The 21,762-nt window shown below is 45.6% G+C and carries 19 protein-coding genes and 1 tRNA gene; 9 read left to right on the top strand and 11 right to left on the bottom strand.

Annotated elements, in window-relative coordinates:
• Positions 1–4 precede the first annotated feature (4 nt).
• Entirely contained in the window at positions 5–544 is a 540-nt protein-coding gene (locus ACLWBB_RS06165) for a hypothetical protein (protein ID WP_413290734.1), read from the bottom strand.
• Positions 510–1,334 (bottom strand): metallophosphoesterase family protein, encoded by an 825-nt coding sequence (locus ACLWBB_RS06160; protein ID WP_413290733.1) that lies wholly within the window; start codon positions 1,332–1,334, stop codon positions 510–512. The genes ACLWBB_RS06165 and ACLWBB_RS06160 overlap by 35 nt, the downstream gene beginning before the upstream one ends.
• A gap of 267 nt (positions 1,335–1,601) precedes the next feature.
• Here ACLWBB_RS06160 and ACLWBB_RS06155 point away from each other — a divergent pair, with 267 nt between their 5' ends.
• Positions 1,602–3,287 carry a methyl-accepting chemotaxis protein gene (locus tag ACLWBB_RS06155; RefSeq protein WP_413290732.1) on the top strand — a complete coding sequence of 562 codons (1,686 nt, stop codon included), beginning with the start codon at positions 1,602–1,604 and terminating at the stop codon, positions 3,285–3,287.
• 58 nt (positions 3,288–3,345) lie between these two features.
• Here ACLWBB_RS06155 and ACLWBB_RS06150 read toward each other — a convergent pair whose 3' ends face one another.
• Entirely contained in the window at positions 3,346–3,903 is a 558-nt protein-coding gene (locus ACLWBB_RS06150; RefSeq protein ID WP_413290731.1) for a hypothetical protein, read from the bottom strand.
• A 169-nt stretch (positions 3,904–4,072) separates the two neighbouring features.
• Here ACLWBB_RS06150 and ACLWBB_RS06145 point away from each other — a divergent pair, with 169 nt between their 5' ends.
• Positions 4,073–5,389, top strand: a complete 1,317-nt coding sequence (locus ACLWBB_RS06145) for a hypothetical protein (RefSeq protein ID WP_413290730.1) — start codon at positions 4,073–4,075, stop codon at positions 5,387–5,389.
• On the opposite strand, the gene ACLWBB_RS06140 is transcribed toward ACLWBB_RS06145, so the two are convergent.
• Positions 5,375–6,793 (bottom strand): hypothetical protein, encoded by a 1,419-nt coding sequence (locus tag ACLWBB_RS06140; protein WP_413290729.1) that lies wholly within the window; start codon positions 6,791–6,793, stop codon positions 5,375–5,377. The two genes, ACLWBB_RS06145 and ACLWBB_RS06140, sit on opposite strands and share 15 nt — an antisense overlap.
• Before the next feature lie 46 nt (positions 6,794–6,839).
• On the opposite strand from ACLWBB_RS06140, the gene ACLWBB_RS06135 reads away from it, so the two are divergent.
• The 4 genes from ACLWBB_RS06135 to ACLWBB_RS06120 all read left to right on the top strand — a co-directional run bounded on the left by ACLWBB_RS06135 (position 6,840) and on the right by ACLWBB_RS06120 (position 11,626).
• Positions 6,840–6,971: a hypothetical protein gene (locus ACLWBB_RS06135; protein WP_413290728.1), complete on the top strand. Its 132-nt coding sequence runs from the start codon at positions 6,840–6,842 to the stop codon at positions 6,969–6,971.
• A gap of 91 nt (positions 6,972–7,062) precedes the next feature.
• The gene (locus tag ACLWBB_RS06130) at positions 7,063–10,122 is read left to right on the top strand and encodes an outer membrane lipoprotein-sorting protein (RefSeq protein ID WP_413290727.1); all 3,060 of its coding nucleotides are present in this window, start codon (positions 7,063–7,065) and stop codon (positions 10,120–10,122) included.
• A gap of 112 nt (positions 10,123–10,234) precedes the next feature.
• Complete coding sequence (locus ACLWBB_RS06125) at positions 10,235–10,987, top strand: hypothetical protein (RefSeq protein ID WP_413290726.1); 753 nt, start codon at positions 10,235–10,237, stop codon at positions 10,985–10,987.
• Between the two features lie 240 nt (positions 10,988–11,227).
• A complete protein-coding gene (locus tag ACLWBB_RS06120) occupies positions 11,228–11,626 on the top strand; it encodes a DUF4423 domain-containing protein (protein WP_413290725.1) in 399 nt (132 codons plus the stop codon).
• A 6-nt stretch (positions 11,627–11,632) separates the two neighbouring features.
• Here ACLWBB_RS06120 and ACLWBB_RS06115 read toward each other — a convergent pair whose 3' ends face one another.
• Both ACLWBB_RS06115 and ACLWBB_RS06110 read right to left on the bottom strand, forming a co-directional pair.
• Entirely contained in the window at positions 11,633–12,136 is a 504-nt protein-coding gene (locus tag ACLWBB_RS06115; protein ID WP_413290724.1) for a hypothetical protein, read from the bottom strand.
• A complete protein-coding gene (locus ACLWBB_RS06110; RefSeq protein ID WP_413290723.1) occupies positions 12,108–13,577 on the bottom strand; it encodes a hypothetical protein in 1,470 nt (489 codons plus the stop codon). Before ACLWBB_RS06110 ends, ACLWBB_RS06115 begins: the two co-directional genes overlap by 29 nt.
• A 302-nt stretch (positions 13,578–13,879) precedes the next feature.
• On the opposite strand from ACLWBB_RS06110, the gene ACLWBB_RS06105 reads away from it, so the two are divergent.
• Both ACLWBB_RS06105 and ACLWBB_RS06100 read left to right on the top strand, forming a co-directional pair.
• Positions 13,880–13,956, top strand: a tRNA-Met gene (locus ACLWBB_RS06105).
• 283 nt (positions 13,957–14,239) lie between these two features.
• Positions 14,240–14,527, top strand: coding sequence for a hypothetical protein (locus ACLWBB_RS06100; RefSeq protein ID WP_413290722.1), 288 nt, complete (start codon positions 14,240–14,242; stop codon positions 14,525–14,527).
• A 4-nt stretch (positions 14,528–14,531) separates the two neighbouring features.
• On the opposite strand, the gene ACLWBB_RS06095 is transcribed toward ACLWBB_RS06100, so the two are convergent.
• The 4 genes from ACLWBB_RS06095 to ACLWBB_RS06080 all read right to left on the bottom strand — a co-directional run bounded on the left by ACLWBB_RS06095 (position 14,532) and on the right by ACLWBB_RS06080 (position 18,843).
• Entirely contained in the window at positions 14,532–15,272 is a 741-nt protein-coding gene (locus tag ACLWBB_RS06095; RefSeq protein ID WP_413290721.1) for a substrate-binding domain-containing protein, read from the bottom strand.
• Positions 15,273–15,383: 111 nt separating this feature from the next.
• Positions 15,384–16,274 carry a hypothetical protein gene (locus ACLWBB_RS06090; protein WP_413290720.1) on the bottom strand — a complete coding sequence of 297 codons (891 nt, stop codon included), beginning with the start codon at positions 16,272–16,274 and terminating at the stop codon, positions 15,384–15,386.
• A gap of 327 nt (positions 16,275–16,601) precedes the next feature.
• A complete protein-coding gene (locus ACLWBB_RS06085; protein ID WP_413290719.1) occupies positions 16,602–17,867 on the bottom strand; it encodes a cation:proton antiporter in 1,266 nt (421 codons plus the stop codon).
• 97 nt (positions 17,868–17,964) lie between these two features.
• A complete protein-coding gene (locus tag ACLWBB_RS06080; protein ID WP_413290718.1) occupies positions 17,965–18,843 on the bottom strand; it encodes a type II secretion system protein in 879 nt (292 codons plus the stop codon).
• Positions 18,844–19,106: 263 nt separating this feature from the next.
• Here ACLWBB_RS06080 and ACLWBB_RS06075 point away from each other — a divergent pair, with 263 nt between their 5' ends.
• Positions 19,107–20,483 (top strand): MATE family efflux transporter, encoded by a 1,377-nt coding sequence (locus tag ACLWBB_RS06075; protein WP_413290717.1) that lies wholly within the window; start codon positions 19,107–19,109, stop codon positions 20,481–20,483.
• Here ACLWBB_RS06075 and ACLWBB_RS06070 read toward each other — a convergent pair.
• On the bottom strand, positions 20,480–21,658 hold the full coding sequence (locus tag ACLWBB_RS06070) for a hypothetical protein (protein ID WP_413290716.1): 1,179 nt from the start codon (positions 21,656–21,658) through the stop codon (positions 20,480–20,482). The two genes, ACLWBB_RS06075 and ACLWBB_RS06070, sit on opposite strands and share 4 nt — an antisense overlap.
• Positions 21,659–21,762: the final 104 nt, after the last annotated feature.

Below are 21,762 nucleotides of genomic sequence, written 5' to 3'. Positions count from 1 at the left end.
CAAGCTAGAAATTCCAACGCAAACCCACAGCCGCCGAAACCGAGTCCTGCCAAGACAAAGCAGCATTGGACACGACTTGAGACTCGAGAGTTTTATCAAGGATTGCTAGCTCTCCATAAATACTTATTTTCATATAACTCAAAACACTTCCAACCAAGGCTCCATAACGGCGAAAAGTGGCATCATAGTAATTTTTCTGAGGATACTTATCTGGGCTATCGTAAAAAAACTCTTTACCCGGAGAATACGTCAAAAACAAACCTCCATAAATGGGCCGCCAACTCCACGTGTTTGCAAAGTTAACGACCCAAGGCAAATAGCGGAACTTCAAACTAACCTGATCTACATTGCTGTCATCAGAGTCCTTAGACCTTCCCAGCAGGAGATCTAACCCCAAGTCCTTGTCGTTGTTCTCGACACCCGCATATATTACATTTGTTCCCAAAAAGCCGGCATGTTGAACACCTGCGGAATATTCCAAGGCCCAAGCACTAGAACCAAAAAACACACTAATAAGAATGAAGACCTTCATAAATGTTTTCACAGGAAGCTCCTTGGCAGCTTTGCAATTCAAAGGATCCATGTTGCAGACTCAGAACTAGATAGCGAGCATCTTCTACTCTTGGCACTTGTAGGTAGTGAACACCGTTGTTTAAACTCAATTCATAAACATGGCGATGGCCATTGATCACCCACTCGACATTGTGACTCTCGTACAGACTTTTCATCTGCGCGCTCATCTCTGAGGTAAAAGCGTCGGCATTTTCAAAGTTAATATGCTGAAAAACGATTTTAGGAAGAGTTGGATTTTTCTGAAGCTCGCTTGTGAGCCAATCTAAACTCCAGCCCTCTTCCAAAAACTCCATGCGATTATTGTTAAAGAAGATAAAGTGATAACCGCGATACACAAAAGAGTAATTAAAGTCCCCGAAAAAGTTCTTATATATTTTACGGCCTTTTCCGATAGCATCATGATTTCCTATCACAACGAAGCTTGGGATATTTAAGGCTGAAAATTTTTGAATAAACGCATCATACTCAAAGTTATAACCACTGTCGGTCAGATCTCCGGTATGGACTGCAAAGTTTAAATCCGAACGTCTATTTATGTTACTGACGACGGTTCCAAGATCATTATAGTTGTGATGACTATCGGTCATTAGCGCAAACCGAATGCCGGTCTCTTCACTCGGGGAAATCGAAAACAACCGACTCTGTTGACGTAAATTAAGATCACTACCTGTATGGTGAAGCTCATCAGTAAAGGGTGAGTCTTTAAAATCTGCACAAGATACTAAGCTCAAAGCAAGAAGTGTCATCAAAGCATGTTTCATAAGAACCTCGATGCTTTAATGTTATTGTGATTGTTACATTTCGATTAGCCGGGGCCCGAGCAAAACATCGTTGCAGAAACAGAACGCACTTTGGTCCAGGACTCTATAAATTCACTCACATTTTAATCCATAATCAATTGTTTGATTCGAACAGTAAATGCCATCTCTGTCCGGTACTTTAGTGATTTGGCCTCGTTATTTTCGCAATTTGGGCCGAACAGAACTCGTGTAAGATTCGCTATCAATTTTAGAAAGCAAGGGATTCATATGAGTCAATTTTCCGTCTCTTCGTGGTTCAAGGGTATTCGTGGACGTCTTCTTTTTGCAGCTGTTTTACCTGTAATCGGCTTTGTAATATTGGGAATGTCTTCTTATAAAGGCATCAATAAGCTGATTGACCTTTTAAGTGTCGCTAATGACCAGGTCATTCCTACTTATGATGTCATCGGTGAAATGCGCCAAGCCCGCAATAAGTATTCTTACCAAGTTTTGAATGCTATCGCTGCTGGCCAAGATGCTGAGCTTCGTAAATCACGTATCGATCAAGCTCGTTCGGGTATGAACGAGTTCCGTAAAGCCCAAGAGATCTATGATCCAATTCCAAGAACTCCAGAAGAAGACGTTTCTTACCAAGAAGTAAGACCGCTTTTGCCAGAGTTCTATAAAGCTATGGAAGATATTTTGGTTTTAGTCGAAAGCGGCGACCCGCAAAAATTTGTAGAAGCCGAAAAGCTATTGAACGGCCGTTTGGTAGAAGTCGGTTCCAAAGTTAGAAAATGGAATGGTGACGTTCATAAAATTTACGGAGAAATGGCTAAGCAAGGCGTTAAGGACGCGCAAGAAACCAAAGCTTCTGTTACCAACTTTCTTCTTTTTGTCACCCTATTCTCTGCCTTTGCGATCTTCGGTGTTCTTCTTTGGATCGCGGCTCGTATTACAAACTCTGTTGGCAGCATTTCTGATCGTCTGACAGTAGCAGGTGCGCAAGTTTCTACAGCAGTTGAACAATTGAACGAGGCTGGCAACAGCTTGTCTCAGTCGTCGACAGAAGCGGCAGCTTCTTTGGAAGAGACCGTAGCGTCACTAGAAGAGCTTTCTTCAATGGTGCAAATGAACTCTGACAATGCAAAACAAGCTGCGACCCTTTCTTTGACTTCGAAAGAAGCCGCAGAACGTGGTGAAGCTGAAATCCAAATGCTTATTAAATCTATGAGCAACATCTCGACGTCTTCTAAGAAAATCGAAGAGATCATTTCAGTAATTGACGATATCGCTTTCCAAACAAACTTGTTGGCTTTGAACGCAGCTGTCGAAGCAGCACGCGCTGGTGAGCAAGGTAAAGGATTCGCGGTTGTTGCAGACGCCGTACGTACTCTTGCTCAAAAGAGTGCCGATGCTGCTAAAGACATCACGTCTTTGATCAAACAATCAGTTTCTCAGGTTGAAGAAGGTAGCCGCTTTGCTGATCAAAGTGGTGCGGTCCTTAATAACATCACAAATTCAGTTAAAAAAGTTTCTGACTTGAATGCAGAGATCGCTGCAGCAAGCACCGAACAGTCTTCTGGTATTCAGCAAATCTCTAAAGCAATGAACCAGTTGGATCAAGCTGCTCAATCCAATGCAGCTTCTTCTGAAGAGATCGCAGCAACCAGCGGTGAAATCGCGGGTCTGGCTGTAACAGCTCAAAACCTAACTGTTGAATTGAATGCAGTGATCTTGGGTGGAAACAATACAACGAAGCCTTCTGAGGTCCCAACATCGTCTGTTAACAAAACAACTGTTAAAAAAGGTTTCACGCCAACTGAAGAAAAGAAAACTTCAAACGTGGTATCTTTTAAAGCCGCTGCGAAAAAAGCTCCTGTGAAAACAGAAGCCGCAAAAGCCATCCCATTTGATGAAGATGAAGATGACAGCGCCGGTCGCGGTAAAGTTGGAACTACTGACGGTTTCTAAAAAATAAAAAAGGTCCCGCAAGGGACCTTTTTAGTTTCTATCATTTGAATTTCAAAAATTAGTAACCGTAGTACATACCTGGCACCTGTGCGCCGACTCCACCACCGACGTAGAAGCCGCCACTGATACCGCCGCCAACACCACCACCGTAATAACCATTGTTCGGATAGTAGCCGCCACCATAGTATCCGCCGCCACCGCCGTAGTAACCACCACCATACGCATAGCCATAGCTCGAACGACGGCCATAGTAGCCCTGATTGTACGAGTTATTAACTCCGCCTTGGACATAGACTGGGATGCATTGAGTGTTCAACATCGCCTGCCCGGCAGCGCAAGTGCCCTGAGAAAGACAACCGTATTGAGTATAAACCTGGCCAGCAACGCAAGAGTTCTGTACTGCTGGGATGCAAGTATTTTGGTAAGCAAGCATACCCGCCTGACATCCGCCTTGCGGTAAGCAGCCATATTGGGTGGTGTAAGTTGAACCAGCAGGGCAACTATTTGGAGCCGGCACTACAGCCGTATTGGTGTTACCACCGCCGCCCTTGTCTTTAGCACAAGCAGAAAGCACTAAAAATGCTCCGATTGCCAAAGATTTCAATAGTCCTTTCATAATAGCCTCCACGTTCTGATTTTGAACTCGCCCAGTTATGTGCAGTCTTTATGCCGTCCCCGCCTGCTCTAGAACTTTGTAGGGCGCTCGGTGCGTGGCCAGAACTTAGACAGGGGGTCGTAAATAGTTACTGAAAGCAGGACAAAGGCGTCATACCCCTTGGAAGGTTATGGGTTTTCATCGTTCCATGCATTTTTTGATTCTTGCACTTTTACTCCTCCCCTTACAGGGATTCGCCGAAAGTTCTTGGAGTCTGACTACAGACCTCAAGCTCGAAGGCGTGTACTGGACAAAACACTACGGTGAAGACACCAATATTACTCTGAATCGGCTGGCAGTGATCCCCACTTTGACTGGGAAACTTACAGAGTCTTCGAGGCTTTACTTCAAGCCAAATTTTCTATGGGACCCGCAAAATAGATCCGACGAGGAACGCGCCTTTTTCGACGTCGGTGAAGCCTACTATCGTCTGCGCGGAGAATCCTGGAGTTTTCAAGCCGGCAGCAATGTTTTTAACTGGGGGATCACCGATGGCTATAACCCCATGGATATCGTCAACACTCATCAGTACTATGATCCCCTGCGATCGGTAAAACTAGGAGTCTTGTCTTTAATCCTTTCTCATAGCAGCGAAAAGGCCGAGCAAGAACTCATTTACATTCCGAAAAACCGGGGCTCGATCTTGCCGGGCATTAATAGCCGCTGGCTGCCACGCCGAGTGTACGTACCCCGCACAGTCGACAACAATGTGGTTCTGCTTCTTCCCGACGACCTCAGATACACCTACACCGAGCGCAAAACCATAAATGATGCTCTTGATGACAATGTTGGTTTGCGGATGCAATGGCATTTTGGTGCTGTGGACTTAGGAATTATCGGTTTTGACGGAGCCTCGAGTTTTCCGATTGTGCAGCCATCTGTAACAGGGACCGTGATTGAGATCTCTCCGAAAATTGTTCTGCAAACGGATCCCGATGTCGTATTGAACAGCAGAAACTACCGCCAACAAGTTGGGGGTCTATCGTGGGTCAGCTCACAATGGAATTTCCTTTTTAAGTATGCGACCGTGTATTCACAAAGTATTGGCGATGATCCCCTGCTGCCGGGGTGGACACATGAAAATATTGTGGGTCTCGAGAAAAATTTTAACATCGGCTCTGAAGGACTTTTGGTTGCGATTCTGCAATATGCTTACATCAAATCCGAGAAAGAAAATGACTCTAATATTTCTGTCACGGAAATCTTCCGTCGTGCTTGGATGGCCGGCGGCCGCTTCTCGTGGGGAGACAATTGGACCGTCACGGCCTTGGGCCTTTATGATTCTCTTCGCTACAGCAATTTCCAACAGTATTCGGTCGGCCGGCGCTTTTTTGACGCTTGGACTTTGCAAGTCAGCGCCGAACTTATTTCCGGTAAAGACATTACCCCGCTAGGTCTATACAACGACAATGATAATTATCGGTTGTCACTCTCACGAAGCTTCTAGGTCCGCTTGAAGATAGAATATCAAATCTTTACTACCCGGTTGCGGAACTACCTTTTCAACTTTTAACTGAACACTGTCTGAAAGAGGAATCTCGGGAAGTTCAAACGAAAACTGAGTTCCCTTACGAATCCCATCGCGGACACTTTCTAAGATCTTGTCCCGCGCGAAAGTACGATATGGGTGATATCTTTCAATGTAGGTAGGATCCCAGCGATGTTTAAGATCAATTTCAACATTACTAAACTTAGCCGTTAGTTTTCCGTCAGCAAGGGTCACATCAAGATCCGAAGAGACCGGAATGATAAAGTCCATAAAAGGAACGTACTTCCCGTCTCTCGGTGCATACATTTTTGCATTCAAAGTGTTTGTTACTTTGTATGAAAGGTCCGCCCCCGATAGCGTCAAGGCTTTGGCATTAGTCACATCAAATAAGAACTCCGCCGACTTAGAAAAACGGATCAACTCGCGCCACACAAAGAATTGAGCCAAACGTGATTGCATCAATGTCGAAAACCCCGGGATTTCGCGAGAAGAAACTCTTTTTGACCAGCTCTTTGCCGGGAAAGCGCGTTTTGCAATCACAGGCACTAACTGTTCTGGCAGACGCAGGGCTGTTTGTGAAATCGAGCCTAGACTTTTTCCTGTCAGGTCCAAAGATACGTCTTTCTCGGAACTTCTATCAAATACAATGCGAATCACTCCACGCAATAGAGCATTCTCTTGTTGCCCTTCAAAACGCGTAATGCGGATCGAGGCATGAATATCAGGACGAATATTGTCCAGACTTTTTGAGTGAGAGAAATCAAATGACTGGCGACTGACGTAGTTTTGAACGTATTCGATCATGGCCGCTTTGTACTTATTCACAAGAGTTGAATCAGCAACCTGTTTTAGAATCTCGGCACGAATGATATCGTCAAAGCCTGCAGCCCCTGTGCAATTCAAAGCACTGACGCTCCACCCGTCTTGAGCCCATGTCAGACTGATGTCATCAACTCGCGCCCGGACTCGTCCACCTTCAAAGACGGGGCTTAGGCGCATTTCAAACAAAGCTTTCCCTGGAAGCATGCGCAGACTCACGCCTTGGCAACGGGCCTGAACACGGAATCTGCCAATGACGCCGCCGATCTCGCGCTCAATCCATTGGTCGATAGAAACAGAGTTGATTGTAAGGGTCGCCTCTAAATCCCGAGACTGTAAAATGACACTATCGCCCCCAGTATCCACCGCTGGTTTTTGTAAGCGACTGTTTAACTCGAGATGAATTCCAGTCAAAAGAACTTTGACGTCCGGAGTTTCATAAACCTGATCATCAAAGTTCCACTCGAAATGAAACAGATCTCGTTGCAGAGCTTCCCAGACACGATCAATGAGGTTTTGTTGAAAAGATCTTGGAACTGACATCTCAAACTCTGTGTCAACCACAGAGCTCGCGAAGGAGGCATGCGCCATGAAAAACGAAATCGCAAATCCTAATAAAATTCTAATTCGTGAATTCTGCATCTTGTTCCTCACTCGAAGCTGTAATACGATGAATAAAACGACCACAATATTGTTAACGGCTAAGTTCCACATCTTTTGAAGACGTTTACGGTCATCAACAAATAAGCAGTCATAATTTTTTCAGCTAGATAAATAAAAACTAAATATCAACTTCTTGCAAAGGAATCTCAGTGACCAATCAGTTATTGGGTAAGGATAAACTTCCGGTTTTTGTCAAACGAGTCTGTATTTCTATTCTTTTGGCAATGGGCGCGTTGACAGTCTTAAGTGTTTTCACCTTTTCAAATCTGCAAACCCAATACAGCCTGAGTCAGTTTTTGCCGAAGCAAAATCCACTGCTCGCGTTAGATGCAAAAGCTAAAAGAACTTTTCAGATCTCGGAATCTCAGCCATTCATTGTCACGCTACAGTTGACTGACAAAACACAAAATTGGCTCGATGTAGATAAAATTCAAATTCTTAAACAAACAACCGAAGAGCTGCGACAACTCGAAGGGGTTAAGAACACTCTCAGCTTGGCTACTGTTGAAGGCGCGATCAATTCGAAAGAGGGCCTCAGCGTCGGACCACTACTTGCGAGCATTCCACCCGAGAAATGGATTCAACAAGTTGTTAAAAATACGATGCTGAGTCCTGCGTTGATTTCCAAGGATCTGCGTACAGCGTCTTTGGTGGTCTATATTAAAGAGCTTCCGAACAATGCTTTGCAGGAATTAAAAACGCATATCGAATCTATCGCGCAAAAGAATCTGGAGTTTGCAAAAGTAGAAATGGGCGGAACCCCCGCTGTGCAATCTGATATCAGCGTCCTTTTGCAAAGCGAGATCCGCAACTTTGTGGGTTTAGGATTTTTGGCATGCTTGATCGTGCTGAGTATTGTATTTGCCAATATCACACCTGTTTTGATTTCGTTCGTCATTACTCTGGTCGCAAATTTGATGATTTTGGCGGCGATGGCGATTTTAGGTTACTCGTTCACGGTTCTATCGACCACAATTCCCATTCTTGCGACGATCACGGTGATGTCTTTATGTATTCACTCGATGCTTCGCTTGGTGGAAGAAGAAAAGCTAGGCCCGCCGCTTCCACATTACAAGTCGGTTCTCAGAACTATGCGTGTTTTGTTAGGTGCTAACTTCTTAGCGGCGCTGACTCCGATGATCGGCTTTTTAAGTTTGGCGACGACAAAGGTCCCTTTAATTAAAGATTTTGGCATCACCGTTGCGATGGCTATCTTTATCTGCTGGATTGTTTCAAATGCACTCTTAGTGCCATTGATGATTCTTTTGCCGAAACCTCAAGCGCGTAAATGGGCCTGGGCGAAAGCACGTTGGGGGCTGTACTTCTTCCGCAAAAGCGGTGTCGTCGCTTTGCTGATTATCGTGGTCTCTGTCGGTCTTGCGATCAAAGGGCAAAAACTGTCTTGGACAGCAAGACTCTTTGATGACTTACCGACAGATCATCAGGTCAGAAATTCCACCGAGATCATTGATCGCAAACTGGGTGGAATGATTCCTATCGATATCGAACTTCGTGGGACACAAGATATTTGGGGTGACCCAAAACTTTTGGCAAAATTAGACAGCCTTATTCACCACTATCGCAAATATCCAGGTGTAGGCAGTGCCGTAGGATTGCCGGACTTAGTGGCGGCTTCGAATTTAACACGCAGTCGTCTTCCTGCAAGCAAAGCATCCACCGCAGAAATTTTATTTTTGTATTCTTTGTCGGATCAAAGTCCTTTGAAGAACTACCTCAGTACGGACTCGGCACGGACACGGATTGCATTACGTGCCCAAGACCTGCCATCTAACGAACTGGCGCGTCTGGTGGATAATCTTGTTCATGAAGCTCATGTAAAATTCCCGGGCTTTAAGGTCACGGCGACGGGAATGGGTTCGACCATTCATACTTTGAACAATCAGCTTTCCAAAGAACTGATCTTTGGTTTTTGGCATGCGATGATTGCGATCTTTCTAATTTTGATCGTCGTTTTCCGTTCCGTGCGCTGGTCGTTTGTGGCATGTATTCCGAACTTGGTGCCGCCCGCGGTCCTCTTGGGATTCCTTGCTATTTCACAAACTCCGATCAAACCGAGTATCGCCATTATCTTTTCGATCGCTTTGGGGCTGGCATTTAACAATACAGTGTATTTCTTAGAACGCCTGCGTAGCATTCAGCGCAACAGTTCTATCAATAAGTTAGATGTGGAAAAGGCCTTGTGGCTTGAAGGCAATCCTTGCTTGATCTCAAGTTTGACGTTGCTTGCAGGTTTTTCCGTGTTTCTTGTCTCTTACTTCGCAATGAACCGAACTTTTGGGTTTTATATGGTCTTATCCATGATTGCAGGTCTGGTGGGGGACCTCATTCTGCTTCCAACCCTCATCAAGAGCTGTCCATGGTTGTTGACGAATCCGAAACTACCAGACGCCACGAAGGAGAAATTTATGGCAGCCCTTTCAGCCGTTTGCTTTGCGTTCTTACTCTTTGGAAGTCCGACCTCCGCTCGCGCCGCTATTCCGCCGATGAGTGTTGATAAGATTGCCCAAGAAATCTCAACTCGCATGAGTGCAAAAGACGAAGAGTTCGATGCTTCGATGAAAATCGTCGAGGCCGACAAAAGCTCGAAAGAAAGAGCCATGAAAATCATGCGCCTAAGTCCCAATAAAAAAGAGCACTATGTGATGGTGCGTATGCAAACTCCGAAAGATTTGAAGGGCACTTCACTGCTAGCGACTTATAAAGAAGGTAAAGAGGAAAAGTGGTTGTATCTTCCTTCGAGCAAACAAACCCGCAGACTTGCGGCAACCTCCAGTGAATCTACTGCCATCTTGGGATCGGAACTTAATACCGAAGATTTCAATATCAATACCGATAGCAGTGCTAAAAATATTCTGCAAAAAGAAGTTAATGTAGAAGGCAAAACCTTCTACCAAGTCGAGAGTGACGTAAACACTGTTTCAGGAAACTACTCGAAAGTGGTCAGCCTTGTTTCTGCGGACAATTTTTTGCCAACAAAATCCGAGTGCTACGACAAGCAAGGCAAACTTCTTAAGGTGATCGACTTCAGCGATTACAAAAAAGTTGGTAGCGGAAAGTGGCGCGCAGGAAAAATCAAAATCCTGAACGTGCAAAACAATCGCGGAACAGAGATTGCCCTCTCAAACATCAAAGTAGATCAAAACTTAAAGCCTTCTGAATTTACGCCAAAAGCGCTTTCAGAAGAATAACAAATTTACCGAACATTGCCACGAGCAGCAGGCAACACTTTCCTTCCTCGGGAAGAACTCAAAGGTCTTGGCCGCATTGACCAGGAACTCCTCTGCTCGCGATGCTTTTACTATGACTGCATTGTTTGCTTTTAAATTATTCAGAATCGTTGCTCTTCTTGGTTTTTCACTCTCGGTCACGAGCTATGCGCAAATTCCAAATTTTGCTTTCATGCGAAAATTTGGTGGCGAGTTTCGCGGGACCGCGAGCGCCGTGTCCCAAGCAGCAAATACCACTATCACGATCACCAAACCAACGGGTCTTCTTGCCCAAGATGTTTTGTACGCATTTATATGGACGAACGACTATGACAGAACGGCCTCAGTACCCGCGCCAAGTGGGTGGACTTCGCTTGGTTCGACCGGTTATCAAAGCAATCAGTATATGCTTTGGGTTTTCAGACGAGTTGCGGACGGTTCTGAAGGCGCGAACTTTAGCTTTCCATTTTCAGAATCTGTGAACTACTCGTCGGGATCTGTCGTTGCCTATTCGGGACTGAATACGAGTGGGCCTGAGGATGTCTCACCTGTTTTTAGCAGTGGTACTGTCTCTACCAGCACAGTCACGGTAACGGGCCTTACAACAATCAATCATCACTCGCGGGTCATTTTATGTATGATTGAAACCTCGCGTGCCAGCACTCTTGGCGCCCCGTCTGGTTTCACGCAGAAAGTGGCGACAGTGGACGCAACCAACGCGCAGTCAATTTATGTTTTTGACGGATTCTTTTTAAGTCCTCAAGCGACTGGCAATCTCAGCACGACGGGATGGAATACTTCTTCGAATCGCTATTTGGGTGCTGTGATCAGTTTAAAAACACGCTAGTTGTTCCACTTATAAAGTCCAAACATGTAACACTAACTCTTGCACTGTGGCTTTTGTGATTGCCACAGTTCCATAGGATCAATAGCGTTTTTATAAGACATGAAAACGCAAGGTCAATTTCTTCAATCTCTCTATCAGAATTTTCAAAAGAATAAAAAAAATCTTTCGCGTAGAGCCTTCGCCAAATTTCTTGGAGTAGACCCGTCTCGTCTTCATGACTTTATGGGCGACAAAAGAGTCATGACTCTGAAAACAGCCGAACAGGTCTGCGCTCGCCTGCAGTTAGATACTCATCTCGCTCAGGAATTTCAAAACATCATTTCTTCGCAACGTTCAAAGCGACGAAGCAAATCCCAACCGATTCAAGTTTCGACCGAGGATTTCCAAAAACTATCAGGCTGGCACTTTTTTGCGGTCTTAGCCCTTATCGACAAAATCGATATGACTCCCCACCCATCTACTCTGTCTGAAAAACTTGGCATCCCCAAAGACCAAGTGGAAGAGGCCCTTAGCACTTTGAAAGAGGTGGGGTTTATTTGCGAAAACGATGGCCACTACTCTTTCAAGACCAGCACAAGAGACCTGAGTGGACGCAATGATTTCTATGAAATCAATATTCAAATTATTCCTGAAAAGTAATTCGGCTTATTGAGCTTTTTTAAGCGCTTCCGCGATGACGATTTCGCGTTCAATACGATAGAAAAGAACTTTTTCCTCGAGCCCATCGGAAGCGACATTGTCGGCTTCTGAAAAGAAATCGCGCAAGCGCTCGATCTTTTTCTCGACAGTCACACGTGTGGACTCTCGGCCTTCGGTTTTTCCTTTGGCAAAGTTAAAGACAAGTTTATAGCGGATGCCAGCTGAAGGCGTCTTTGCAACCTCGGGTGGTTGAAAGCCATCAATCCCTTTGATGAATTCTGTTTCAAGATAACCGGTGTCTTGGTTTTCGATCGCAATCGGATATTTGATCGAAGTATGGGCAGCTTTCCAAACGGTGTCGTAAGGAGCAAAGAAAACTTTTTGATGAATGGATTGCTTCAGAATTGCATTTTCGGGATCCTGTTGCCTGTCGAAAAGACTGCAACCGGATCCCAAAAAGATAAAACAAATAAGAACGGAACTAGAAATCCAAAGAAGAATGCGTGACATGAGTAGCATTATTAATCATCGCCGGGCCTAGATCAACTTCTGAAACAGTCTGACTACCGATCAAATTGATCTCCCAGTGTTTCTTGCCCGTAATTTGATTCCCCTCAGGCCATTTTGGCAAATTCACAGCTTCGATCCAGTTGTGGGCATACATTTCCCAGTAACCAGAGTTAACTTGGATTTTTTGTGCACCCTGAACGGTTTCGCGCACCTCAGCGAGGATTGCATAAGTCGCAACCGGATTTACACCCGCAATAGGGTTCATTTTCTGAACGAGCATGTCGCCGTTAGAATCCAAAGTCGGGTCTGCCATGATTGGCAAGAATTGAGGAGCCGAACCCGCACCAGCTGGAACCAAAACCGCGCTTAAACGGTCAGAGCCTGGTTCATCGTTAGATTCTAAGTCCTTGGTTTTCTTCAAAACCGAGAACACAGACGCTTTCGCATCCAATACAGAAATTGCGATTTTTTGCTTAGACTTCATCAATTTCACGTCTGTTGGGATCATGTACTCATTCATATGAGCGACACCAACCACCATCATCGTTTCGTCGCCTGCGATAATAGGCGCCAATACATTGACCTTAGATTTGAAATCGAAGTCTTTAACCGACAAGTCCGCTTGAGTGCTGGATTTGGTCAGGTTCAAGTCTTTCACGCCGCCGCCTGAAATTGTGAAGTCATTCACAAGATCATAGAATGGAACTTTGTTTCTAAGCTTATCAACAACATCTTTGAACGGGAAACGTCCTCGAGCTGCGAAAACTTTTTGTACTCCACCTTCCGCAAAGTAAATGCGGTAATCTGGCTTATCCAATGTAACAGGCAGGATGTAAGACTCTTTTTGTTTCGGGAAAGCTATATTGCTTGGAACTTCGGCTTCTTGGCCCAAAACGCTGATGATGTCAGACTGCGGGCTGATCACAGAGTTGATATCAAAAGCTAAGAAATCATTGCGAGTCATTGCTGGGATCACAAGACTGAAATCGATGAAACCATCGCGGTCTTGGATGGTGTGTCCTTGGGTGATTCCTTTGACTTCGAACTGAGTTGTTGTGGTGTTGGTTTTGCGACGCAAGCGGTAGGTGCGGTCACCAGGCTCTTGAGCGAAGTAAGTCGCGCGAACATGGTTAGCGGCATCAATCGTTACAGGCTCGGCACCCGTCCAACCTGCTGGCAGGTCAATATGGCCGTTGCTGTCGGTAACGAGATAATTGCCAGCAAATGGCATATCAAGTTCTTGGCCGATCAAGATCTTTGCACCCACAAGAGGTTGAAGGTCTTCGCCAACGATCGTAAGCCCGGTATTTTGAGCTTCGAAAATGCCCCAAAGCTTTCTAGTGGTTGGTTTGCTAGTTTTGTCATCAGAACAGCCTGTAAGGCCAAGCGTGAAGAGTGCTGATAAGAGCACGAGACTTCTAAGTTGAGTCCTAAGTTGCATTTCGAGGGTCCCCCTTCCAAATAGTGGATCCTATGGTTGCTATATTTTTAAGCAACTTCTTGAGGACTGATATCGTCAAGAAGTCACAATCGAGGGACTTTCCCATCAGTGGGAATCCCTCTGACCACAATTGCATTTTAGAAGTGGTACTCTAGTCAATACCAAAGGCTGGGGTCGGGATATTTTGTGTTACGACCATATTCCGTTAAATTCTATGATTGACTTGAGGGCGCTAGATCGCTAAAAAAGCTGCTCAATCGATGTCACAGTACGAAATTTCGCACAGCGACATTGCTTGGTGTGGTGGGGTAGCTCAGCTGGTTAGAGCAACGGAATCATAATCCGTAGGTCGGCGGTTCAAGTCCGCCTCTCACTACCAATCTTTCTAAAAATAAAAAAGCCACCCAAGGGTGGCTTTTTTATTTTTACGATAGTCTGTATTGAGCGGCGGCCTTAAGATCCGAGTAAACACGGTTCATCGGCATCGCAGGATGCGATCCCGAGGGCGTCGGAGACGGTCCGAAGGACCGAGGGCCTGGACGGCCCGAGCCCCAGTCCGCCGATGCATTACCCAGAGCTACGATCGGAGACGGAAAAAATTCCGAACTCCGGAAATAGCCAAAAATATGGTAGTTACTACTGAGATTAGAAAGGACCACCCCATGCAAAACATCAAAGCGGAAGCCGCGAAGCTAATCCAGACTCACCTCGAAGAACTGAACGAGACAGCGGCAGAGCTTGGCGGCGTTTTCATTACTGCCCTCGACGGCAAAGTTGCCGTCATCGGCGCCGACAACAATAAAAAGAAAATCATCTTCACCACGAGCTTTGTGAGCGACAACACGGACAAGCTTCTTGATGCTCAGGTCTTAGTTCAGGATCTGTTAGAGGATGAAGGCATCGAGGCGATTTCAGAACACGATTTTAATATCGCGATCGGCGAGCTTTAGTACTCTACTGACTCCACCCTTCCCGAGCGAACATCTTCTTGCAACTATCGGCTTCGATGAACTTCACAAACTCCTCAACGAGCGACTTTTGCTTTGTGCTTTTAGCGAGGGCCGTGCCCATGGAACGATAGATTGTTAGCTCTGGCTCGGTCTTTACGATCTCTGCCGTTTCGGGATTTCTTGTGCCCCAGATATTAAATACGAGCCAAGCATCGATGCTTTTATCTTCATTCCACTTCTTCTCGGCTTCGCCGGTATTCTTAGCAGCGTACACAATATTTGCGCGAAACTTACTAAGCGCTTTTGCACTTTGCATGCGCCCAACAATATCTTCCCACATGCCTACTTGACCGGCGCCATTAACGACCATCACTTTCAACTTGCGATCGACGAGATCTTTGACGCCTTTAATTTTTTCAGGATTTTTGGGACGCACCAAAATAGCAGAGGGGCGAATGTAATGTGTTTGGATCGTGGCACCATCTAAAGAAGAAATCTTTTCTTGGAAAGAATCCATCATGTTTTCAGAGCCAGAGTAAAACAGATCTGCGGTACCTACCTGAGACTCCCATTTTTCCAAAGGTCCCGCTGTGACATTCACTTTGACCTTCTTTTCTTTACCAAAGGCCTCGGCGCAATTCTTCATGGCCGGAGCGGGCCCACCCGGTCCGAACACGTTGAGAGTTGTTTCTGCATTTGCAGAAAGAGTTAATAGGATGCTTGCAAATAAAATGAGAGCTCTCATAGTTGTGGTTCTCCTTGATAGCTTCTTCTACCATGCTATTTCTCTGAAAGAACCACCGGGCGTTTTACGTTGCCAGAAAGCATTTTTTTGGCCCATAGCTAGGGCGCAGAACTACAAACTGCAACCTATTTTCTGTCCAAGCTTGCTGAGATCGGAAGCTTTCGCTGGATATGCGCTCATATTCTTTTTTAGGAGCGTACAGGCTTTTGCAAAGTCGGAGTCGCAATCAGTGACAAGCTCTGAGGTGTCCAGATTCATTAAAAAATCGAAGAACTCAGGGTAGTTTGGATTTCGATCTCGATAGGAGAATATAAATGTCTGCAACGGACTTTCTGCAGAAAGAGTAGGATGATTTCCATAGCAAAGTTTTAAGCTGCCGCCATAGTCCTGCAGTTTTCGAACTGCCGGTAAACAATTCGTGTAGGTCGCAATAGTCATGGCTTTGGCAGGATTGAGCGAGAGGATATCAGCACCCTCCAGCTTTTCTATGCTGGCTTTATTACAGATCAGGAAGCTAAAGAGTATCTCTTGTTCTGAGTATTTCGGGCTTGTGCAGTTCTTGTAACTATCAAAGAGCTGTCCTGAAAAAATATAGTCATCGTCAGTGACGCCCAGTACTGGTAATGTTTCGTGCATCACAATTTTTATTTTCTCCAGTGAGCTTAGAGCTGGCCATTTTGTTTCTGAGATCAAAATCAATGGCGGATTTCTTTTGGGCATATTCAATGCCACGACTTCCTGTTCGTTATTAGCACCAACAAAAACCTGCGGCTGGGTTTTAATCTCTGTTTGGACAACTTGTTTTAGCCAAGTGTTTACCAAGGGATTTTCGATACTACGAGGGCACGCATTAAAGGTGGCGGTCACCTGATTGTGATAGCTCCAGAACTCAGCCAAAATGACATTGCCACCATGGGTTTCTTGTCCGTCGAGAGTTTTGAGTGCCGCAGAAGATGAAAGGCTAAAGATAAGGCCAGCGAAAGTGAAAAAGAGATTTTTCATAATTAAGTTGCTTCCTTTGTGAGGGGATAAAATGCGCGGATTTTCTATCTTTGCCCCCGGTGAGTACTTTTCCTAAATATAGGCCGATTTGTATCTCCATTTTTTTGCTTTTTCAATTAATTGATTTTGTAACCCGAATTGGGATTGTGCTTCCTAACAAAATTTACAACAACCAGCTCAGCATAAGAAGGGCATCAGCAGTGTAGCCGGGAAATCCTTAACCACGGCCCTTTGCGGACATATCTTGGTCGAGAATAATATCCTGATGAGAAACTCCGTGTCCAACAATCAAAGCCACAGTTTTGATGCTCGATGGGGGCTTTCTTTTTACTCGCGACCTGAATGACGAATCATGAGCGGCGCTGCAGAAAGCCCGTGAAGCACAATCGAAACCACCACGACCATCAAGGTAATTTCAGTTAATTTCCGGGCAAAATCTCCCGTTAAGCCTTGCTCCAGAGCAAACGCCAAATAATAAAGCGAGCCAACACCGCGAATGCCGAACCAAGAAATCAGAATTTTGTGAGAATGCTTGTGAGTTCGTATTCCAAAGAGGACTGACAGCGGTCGAGCCACGATGAACAGGAAAAGAGCTATATAAAAACCGGCGGCAGAAAAGTGGGATTGCGAAACCATGGCGCCAAGAAAAATGACTACCGAGAGCTCTCCTAAACGTTCCATCTGCTCATTGAATTCCAGAACTCCTAAGGCCATATGCCCAGAGATAGTGTCTATTCGAAAAGATTCGCTGGAGGGAACCTGCATAGCTTGCAAATGATGGCTCTCGCGGCGTTCTCTTTTACGGAGCGCAAGGCCGGCTGCAAACACCGCAAGAAATCCATAGGCATGCAAAAGAACAGTCAGCCCGTAAGAAAGCCCCACTAAGCCAAGGGCTAAAAAATCATCATAGGTCTCGGTTTCTTCATGACGGGTGCGAAGATAGATAACGACTTTTCCGATACCCGCACCCAAAAGAGTTCCGATAAGAAGCCCGCCACAGATGCCCCAGACAACATCGAAAAGAAGCCAGTGAGATCCCCAGGGACCAAGAGTTCGCAATCCCAACATTCCCAGGCCCAGCATCACGAAAGGAAAAGACGTTCCATCGTTCAGACCGGCTTCGGCCGTCAAACTGAAACGCAGCTGGTCTTGATCGGCAGGCCCCAAAACCTGAACACTCGAAGCAAGAACTGGATCAGTCGGAGCCAACACTGCTGCCAGTAAAATGGCCTCTCCCCATGTAAACCCCAGAACAAAAACTGCAAACAGACTCAAAAGAAATATCGTCATAGCCATAGAGACAGTAGCAAGACGCAATGGGGCTTTCCATTCAGGCGAGTTCAAAGGAAGTCGTAGTTTTAGGCCGGCCGTAAAAAGAGAGACAATCACAGTAATTTCAGCAAACACTCGTAGCAGCGTAAAGTCTCTTAGGGGTTCAACGGTGATGATACCGAAAACAGATTCTCCAAGAATAAAGCCGATCAGCAAATAAATAATGGCCGTCGTCAGTGGCAGACGTTTTAATGCGGCTGAAATGACCGCCATCACGATGAAAAGAACCCCAATCAAAGCAAACCACATCGCGGACTTCATGTGCTTGAGAGTGTGGGAGGTGGTCAGAAATATCAAATTGGAATATCTATCAATGCCCTTCTTTGTCTTTAAACATCTTGAGCATCACCTACCGGCACTATTGAACAGCCATCCAATCGAACGACGACCGGTTGGCAGCCGGCGAAGAGTTTGTCGATGTCCAGCATATAACTTGGAAACGCAACTTCGAAAGCTTCGTAAAACCGCACTGATAAGCATCCACCGTATTTTGGTCATAGAAATCGTAGTTGCCATCATTCATCGAAACAATGATATGCGGATCCGGTAAAGTGTCCTCAAAACCGTAGGTCGCTAAATCAATAACCAAGGTGCCCAGTGGATTCACGCCAATAGCTCCGCTTTGCGAAGCCACGTGGTGAACGCCGGTCCCCTGCATGCCGGTACAAGTGTTGATCAACCGATTTGTTGGCGTCGAAGGCAGCGCCATTTCAAGCCTTAGTTTTTGCATAATAGTAATTGGCTTTAACGTAATTGCGGTAGAGTTCTCGGCAAATGAAATATTCCACTCACCGATCCAATCAGTTGTGGAACCGTTCAGTGGTCGCAAATTTCTAAGTTGGATATCCTTCACTTGCAATCCAGAAGGTAACTTTGCATCAACCTCAGTCAAAATAGGACTGTCGACCGCACACCCCGTGCGCAACTTTGAAAATGAAATACTTTGCGACCCATCGGTGATCGTTGAATTGAAATGCAAATTGGCATCGTTGCTATCATCCATCGTCAACGCGGGGTTCACTTGGCACGAGCAAATGTCTGCTTGTTGAAGAACCAATGTCAGGTATGACCGCAATTCAATGACGTCTTGTTTTCTTTCGATATGTTTAATTTGCTTCTGTTGAGAAACTGAAAGACTGGCAAAGATCGAAGCCATGAGGCCTAAGATGGCGACCCCAATCAAACTCTGAACTAAAGAAAATCCTGCATTCCGCTTCAACAAGACCCGTTTTTGCATATACCCATTTTATTCAAATAGAAATTTCTGTCTCTAAACTTCTGTTATTTCCATGCTACAGCAAATGGTTTGGGTGTGAGACAGTTTGCTAGTACCTGTGAGTATTTATCGGTCCCTAACATTTCGTATGAGACGATGCTGTTGTCTGCTTTTCCATGAAATAGACTCTTTAAAACCTCGTTTAGCCAAAATAAACCCCACGGGCTGGTCTTAAGACCTGTGTCCAACTTCCTTCCAAACAACAAACACCCTATCCTTATGCAATGAAAATAAAAAGCGCCCTCCAAACAGTGAAGCAGGCCCTTAAAGGCGAACACCATGACTATACCCAAGGAAATATTCCTGAGGCCGTGATCCTTCTGGCGATTCCGATGATTTTAGAGTTGGGTTTAGAGAGCGTCTTCGCTGTCGTCGATATGTTCTTCGTAAGTGGTCTTGGTGCCAATGCGATTGCGACAGTCGGTCTGACTGAAGCAGCCGTAACCATCGTTTATTCTGTTGCCATGGCCATCGCTACGGGAGCATCAGCAATCGTCGCTCGTCGTACGGGTGAAAAAAATCCGGACTCTGCAGCCCACGCAGCAGCGCAAGCGATTTTGATGTCGATTGCAGTCTCGTTAGTAATTTCTTTTGTCGGTATTTTCCACGCGGATACCATTTTGCAACTGATGGGTGCAAGTGCTGAAGTTGTCAGCGAAGGAACTTCGTTTACGCAAATTCTTCTTGGCGGAAATCTTGTGATTCTGTTGCTATTCTTGATCAACGGAATTTTCCGTGGCGTTGGTGATGCCGCGATGGCAATGAAAAGCTTATGGATCGCAAGTGGCGTAAATATCGTTCTCTGCCCCATCTTGATTCATGCGTATGGCTTAAAGGGCGCCGCAATCGCGACGGTTATCGGCCGTGGCGCGGGGGTCGCTTATCAAGTTTATCATCTAGTACGCGGTGACGGAGAGCTCAAGCTTCTTGGTCGTCACTTCCATTTCGATACGCAAGTTATCACCGGTGTTTTCAAAGTCGCGTGGCCTGCAGGTTTGCAATTCCTAATTGGCAGCGGCAGTTGGATTCTGATCACCCGTCTGATTGCTCAATCCGGCGGAACTCTTGCATCGGCAGGAGCGCAAATCGCATTCCGTATTTTTATTTTCTTCATGTTGCCAGCTTGGGGACTTAGCAATGCCGCTGCAACCTTGATGGGTCAAAACCTAGGTGCGAAACAATACGACCGCGCCGAACAAAGCGTTTGGCTTACCACCAAATACAGCGCGATCTTCATGGCCGTTGTCATGGTCATCATGCTTGTTTTTGCAAAATTGATCGTCGGTATCTTCACAGCTGAAGAAGCCGTTTTCAATTACGGCGTTTTAAGTTTACGAATCATTGCTTCTGGTTTTATCTTCTTCGGTATTGGTATGGTGCTCTCGCAATCCTTGAATGGCGCGGGCGACACGAAAACTCCAACGAAGTTTAACGTCATTTGCTTTTGGCTCTTCCAATCACCATTTGCCTACATAATGGTGTATTACACAAGCCTTGGCGCAACGGGTGCTTTGATTGCGGTCCCAGCGGCGCATGCACTAATGACGGTCCTAGCGTGGCGTTACTTCAAAAAAGGAAAATGGCGCACAGTCGAAGTCTAAAGACCTTCTAGTTCAAGAGCTTTGAAACCATTGAGCAAATGAAGATATTCATTGGCCATCGTTTCAGAGTTCTTAGACTGACGCCCTGTCACTGTGCAGGTATGATCGTCGCAAGTCATCGTGCCTGTACAAGACTGGAAGTTACAAGTCAGCTGATCATCATTGACCACATAATGCGTGGTTTTATCGCCACGGCCGGATTCAATCAGATCCAAGTCGTTCGCGCACTTATTCGTCAGCATACGGTCTTTATAGACCGGGCAAAGAAATTCTTTTGCCACTTCACGAAACTCATTCAAGTTGGAATAGCGCTGCAGGCTTTTTTCCGCTATGAAACCATACAAAGACAAAGCCATGCTCTTCTCGCACTCTTTCACTTCATTTGGGCAGAAGAACTTATAGTGCATCAATAGAGGGCCTTCAAAATCACCCCACTTGCCATCATAGTTTGAATATGAAGAGCGCATACGCATGCAGCCCCCTCCAGAACAACTCATGTTGCTGATGTCCTGGTTGGTACGAGCCCAGTTTGTATCTGGCGCTTTCTTTTCATCCGCGACATAGAAGTGACCATCTGAGTGCAAACGTTCAAAGCGGGTACCTGTGAAAGATCCTGCAACCGCAATTCCCCAGCGTTTTGCTAAAGAAGGCGCACTGATCCAGCCACTATTACACCCATGGATCATCGCATAAGCGCCTTTCACAAAACGCGATGCAAGACTTGTCACGATGGATTTACGGAAATCATAGCGAAAGCCCAAACCGTCGGTTTGAGTTCCTAGCGACGGAGAGTTATGACCAAAGAACTCCAGCGACCGGATACGAGCAAATTTAAGGATCTCTTTTGTCGCTGTATCGGTTTCAAACTTTAGATCGTTCTTAACTAAAAAGATCCAGCCATTTTTCGCTAGCATCGCTTCATTTTTTTCATTTTCAAAAACAGAGATCAGAACTACTTGTTCTTCTGGAAAGTTGCGTTGGTATAAAAGACCACGCCCCAAAGCTGAAACTTGAACTTGCATGCCTAAATCAGTCCCGCGACCCGAAATCAGTATGCGGCTGACTTTACTGTAATCCACTGGTGCCTGAGTCGCCGGGATTGCCACAAAATAAGCCATAGCCCCTGGAACGAAAACCAAACTGGCTAAAATCAAAGTTGCTACAAATTTCATCATAAAATCTCCGAAGTCTTACTGGCTCTCTGCTAACGAGGCCTTAACGTCGGATTTTTTATAGACGAGCAAAATCTATTTAGCCAGATCTGTTACGGAATTACGCA

Origin of the sequence: Bdellovibrio sp. HCB337 (assembly GCF_047302465.1) — a bacterium.
GTDB lineage: Bacteria > Bdellovibrionota > Bdellovibrionia > Bdellovibrionales > Bdellovibrionaceae > JACMRP01.
Note: the sequence above shows the minus strand (reverse complement) of the source record. Positions and strands in the feature narration are given on the sequence as shown.